This window comes from Microcoleus sp. B6-A1 (genome assembly GCF_036705085.1).
Lineage (GTDB): Bacteria > Cyanobacteriota > Cyanobacteriia > Cyanobacteriales > Microcoleaceae > Microcoleus.
The window spans coordinates 1-3,766 of the sequence record NZ_JAUBTU010000173.1 but is presented as its reverse complement, the minus strand read 5'-3'; the positions used below and the strand labels follow the sequence as shown (position 1 = coordinate 3,766).

The window sequence follows — 3,766 nt, the reverse complement described above, 5'->3', positions numbered from 1 at the left end:
CCGCTAACGGTGACATTGGCTGATGTGACATCAATGGTTTCCACCACTGAGTTGTCGGAGACTTTCTTGATGACAATATTGCCGATGCCTTTTTGTACGGCTTCACTCAAGGTGACAACTAAATCAGCAGCAACTGCAACACTGGTGGCGTTGTCTGCGGGGCTGAAACTGGCGGCTGTCGGCGCTGTGATGTCAGCTAAAACACCTGTGGCTCCGAAAACTCCCAGATAATTAGCAAGGCTGGTACCGCTTGTTTTACTGACGGTAATGCTCTGCAGCGTTTTGGCTGGGTTAGGATTAAACATGAACCCGAATAGGGCAGGATCATTGGCATTCTGATAACCTGTTCCTGCTGTATCACTGCTTCGATCCATTCCGTCGATTAGATAGTAACTCGACGATGTTTCGGTAATTTCGTCAAACCAGTCAGGAACTACTGTGGCTGTGCCTGTCCCATTAGTGCCATCGCTATAGTTAAATGTCACCTGCATCTCAGCACTGCCATTTGTACTGGTGGCGAACAGGTGGATTTGTGAATACTGGTTGGGCGTAACAGCAAAGTTAAAGGATGTGCCGTTAGTTGTAAGAACTTTGGCGTTGTTGCCGTTATTGGTGTTGTTGTAGCCTAGCTGAACGTCGGGACGGAAGGCATTTGCTGCGAAAAAGCCGTTGTCGGGTAAACCATTGCCACTAGCACCGCCTTTCTCGGTTGCAAAGGACTGAGTGATTAAGGTATCTATGTTAGCCCCTCCCGCTGCGTAACCCAATTCGCCTTGTAGGGTGTCTATGGCTCCTCCCGTGTAGTTGATAATGACATCGCGATCGAATACTGATGTGAAGTCAAATTGAACGGGTGAGGCTAAAACACCGCCATAGGTTGCCATTGCTTCGCTGGACAAGGCAAGGGAGGCTTCGATCGCCCCTGTTGTTTTTTCTAATTCCCAGTCGCCCCCTAGTGCTGCATTCCCCGTCTTGTCGGTGGATGCTGCCACATCTGCCCCTGTGATTTCGCTGAGGCGCTTTACGAAGGTTGCTCCAACTTCTCCGGCTGCTACATCGCATCCATAAAGTAGAATATCCCCATTTGCTGTCAGGGCATTTCCCCACTGTTTTATCTGAGCGCTAAAATTTTCTAGGTTATTGTCATTGAGTATGTCAGCACCTAGTTTTAAACTGCCTTCGCTGCCGTGAGAAACTATATGAACTGCTTCAATATCTTTTTGATCTGCCAAGGCGTTAGTAATTTGGTCGATCGCGCTGAAATTTTCATTTAAAATCACAATTAGAGCGGGATCGATGCCTTGGATCAGGCTTTGATAATCCTGTACTGAAGAGTCTACGAAAATAATTTGCTTGTTCATAGTTGATAAGTTCATAATTGCTGAAATCCTTTATATCTATCGTTTACATCCAAGTCTGGCCGGGGTTGAGACCCCCGCCTCAAATCTTAAGTGCTCTTGCATAGGACTGAATAATTTATTAGTCTTATTGCTCAAATCGATCGATCGGTAAAATTGTTAGCCCGTTGCCTTTTGTTCACGGAAAATGAACACGAAAAACTGATTGTCTTCGCTCATGGCTGACAACATTCGATCGACTTGCGCCCCCCCAGGGCGATCGTCATAGCAGCGTGAAACTCGGATTTTGGCGCAATAAAGCCGCCAGCAAAGTAGAACGTGAGCGAGGTAATCCCGATCAGAAGTGAACTTTCACTGACCTCGCGTTGGAATGGGTTTGTTTAACTTAGATGCAACCTCAATGTATCATACTAAAGACATATTTTTCAGATAATATTTTTATTTAACATTTAGCAACACAACACTTCTGGTTGACGATATCTTTACAATCTAGACATCGTGGGTTGACTTTCCCTATCTCTATCATTGCTTCGCGCCCCTGCCTTTGTAAAGTCGGAAAAGTCGGATCTTAAAGTCGGAAAAGTCGGATCTTTGCCATGAGGACATAATAAGGTTTACGCTATCTTTACAATCTAGATATCGCCCTTGTTAATTACTTAGGTATTTTAACTGCATATCTCAGCGCATCTACGCAGATATACGCAGATGAGGAGAGATCATTTAATAAGTTCTTCGAGGGATGGAAAAAGCAATTTTTCTGCGCTCACTTTTTCGCAATCACAAGGCTGTTGATTTGCGGATATTGCTGATACTTTTCCCAGCAGCAATTGGATGCTTTCGATTAGCAATGGTAGAGTTAATAAAATAATTGATGCAGAGACTAGCAAGCTAATTAAGCCGTCAGCCCAATTCCAGTGCAGCCACGCTACGGCGATCGCAGCTAAAATTACTCCAACCGACGAAAAAATGTCGGCGACTGCGTGCAGAAAGGCGCTTTTGAGATTCAAGTCGCCGTGACAGCAAGAATGCAAGCAACAAGCATTAATCGAGTTGATGCTTAAACCGACTATGGCGGTAATTAACATCGGGAGCCCTTCTACTTCGGGAGTTGGGGACTGCAAACGGCCGATCGACTCGGCGGCAATCCAAAGGGCGATCGCCACTAAACTGATACTATTAATTAAAGCAGCAATGATTTCTCCACGGGCGGGCAGGATGCCCACCCCACAATCAAATTCACTGTTTGTGGAACAGGCATCTTGCCTGTTCTTAAGAATAGTACCCGAACTCAATTCGATCGCGCAATCCACCGATTTACTTCTGTTTTTAAGTGACGAGTACCAAGTCGCTGTCAAAGTTATTGCTAAAGCTGCTACATCTGAAAAAACGTGACCCGCATCTGCTAGTAGGGACAAACTATGAGAATTAAGTGCGGCGATTAACTCTGCTACAAAAAAGCTGCTAAGCAATACCAATGCTGTTTGTAAAAGTCGCACTTTGCCCATTCTGGGATTTATATTCTCGCATTGTGCGATATCCTTGGCGTTTTCAGGCTCAAAATTGTCCCTAACTGGAAATATCATGCAGCAGTCCTTAAGGTTAAACTCGATTTTAAATTAAACATTAAATTAGCTATCAATGACCGATTATATACCAAATCCGAACCAAGATCCGGAAAATTTGAGCGCAAATTCCCCAAATTCTCAAATAAACGATCGTCCAATTAGCGACAACCAGCCAAATACTTTAACAGGGGAATCTTTAGTTGATTTGCGGCTGTACAACCAATCAAATTTCGATCGAGGAAAGCCCGGTTGGCTAATTTTGCTTTGGTGGTTCGTCCAGGCGATCGCATTTCCTCTCACTCCACACCCTTTTAACGGCATCAGAAGCGGCTTGCTGCGGTTATTTGGAGCGAAAATAGGTCGGGGTGTGATTATCCGCCCTACGGCTCGTTTTACCTATCCTTGGAAAATTGAAATCGGCGATTACAGTTGGATCGGAGATGATGTTGTATTGTACAGTCTCGATCGAATTGCGATCGGCAAACACTGCGTCATTTCTCAAAAAAGTTACCTTTGCACCGGCACTCATGACCCTCAAGACCCAGCCTTTGGCTTAATCACAGCATCTATTATCATTAATAACGGCGTTTGGATTGCCGCCGACTGCTTCATTGGCCCTGGTGTAGAAATCGGTGCAAATGCCTTAATTGGAGCTCGCAGCAGCGTCTTTAAAAATATGCCTGCAGGCTTTATTTGCACAGGAACACCTTGTCGTCCCCGCTGTCAGCGAGAAATTAACCAAAGTTCCTAAGAGATATTGCACCGGGAAACTAAGGAATGAGAATTAAATAACTTCCACTCTTGAAAGTGGGATGGGCGTCCCGCCCGTCCAAAAAGGACGGG

At 45.1% G+C, this 3,766-nt stretch carries 3 protein-coding genes; 1 reads left to right on the top strand and 2 read right to left on the bottom strand.

Annotated features, from left to right (window positions below; genetic code table 11):
• Positions 1-1,376: DUF4347 domain-containing protein (locus QUB11_RS30885; RefSeq protein WP_333392538.1), on the bottom strand; the 1,376-nt coding region annotated here is incomplete at its 3' end.
• Positions 1,377-2,074: 698 nt separating this feature from the next.
• Positions 2,075-2,941, bottom strand: coding sequence for a cation diffusion facilitator family transporter (locus QUB11_RS30880; RefSeq protein ID WP_333392536.1), 867 nt, complete (start codon positions 2,939-2,941; stop codon positions 2,075-2,077).
• Positions 2,942-2,996: 55 nt separating this feature from the next.
• On the opposite strand from QUB11_RS30880, the gene hpsU reads away from it, so the two are divergent.
• Positions 2,997-3,674 (top strand): hormogonium polysaccharide biosynthesis acetyltransferase HpsU, encoded by a 678-nt coding sequence (gene hpsU / locus QUB11_RS30875; RefSeq protein ID WP_333207470.1) that lies wholly within the window; start codon positions 2,997-2,999, stop codon positions 3,672-3,674.
• Positions 3,675-3,766 lie beyond the last annotated feature (92 nt).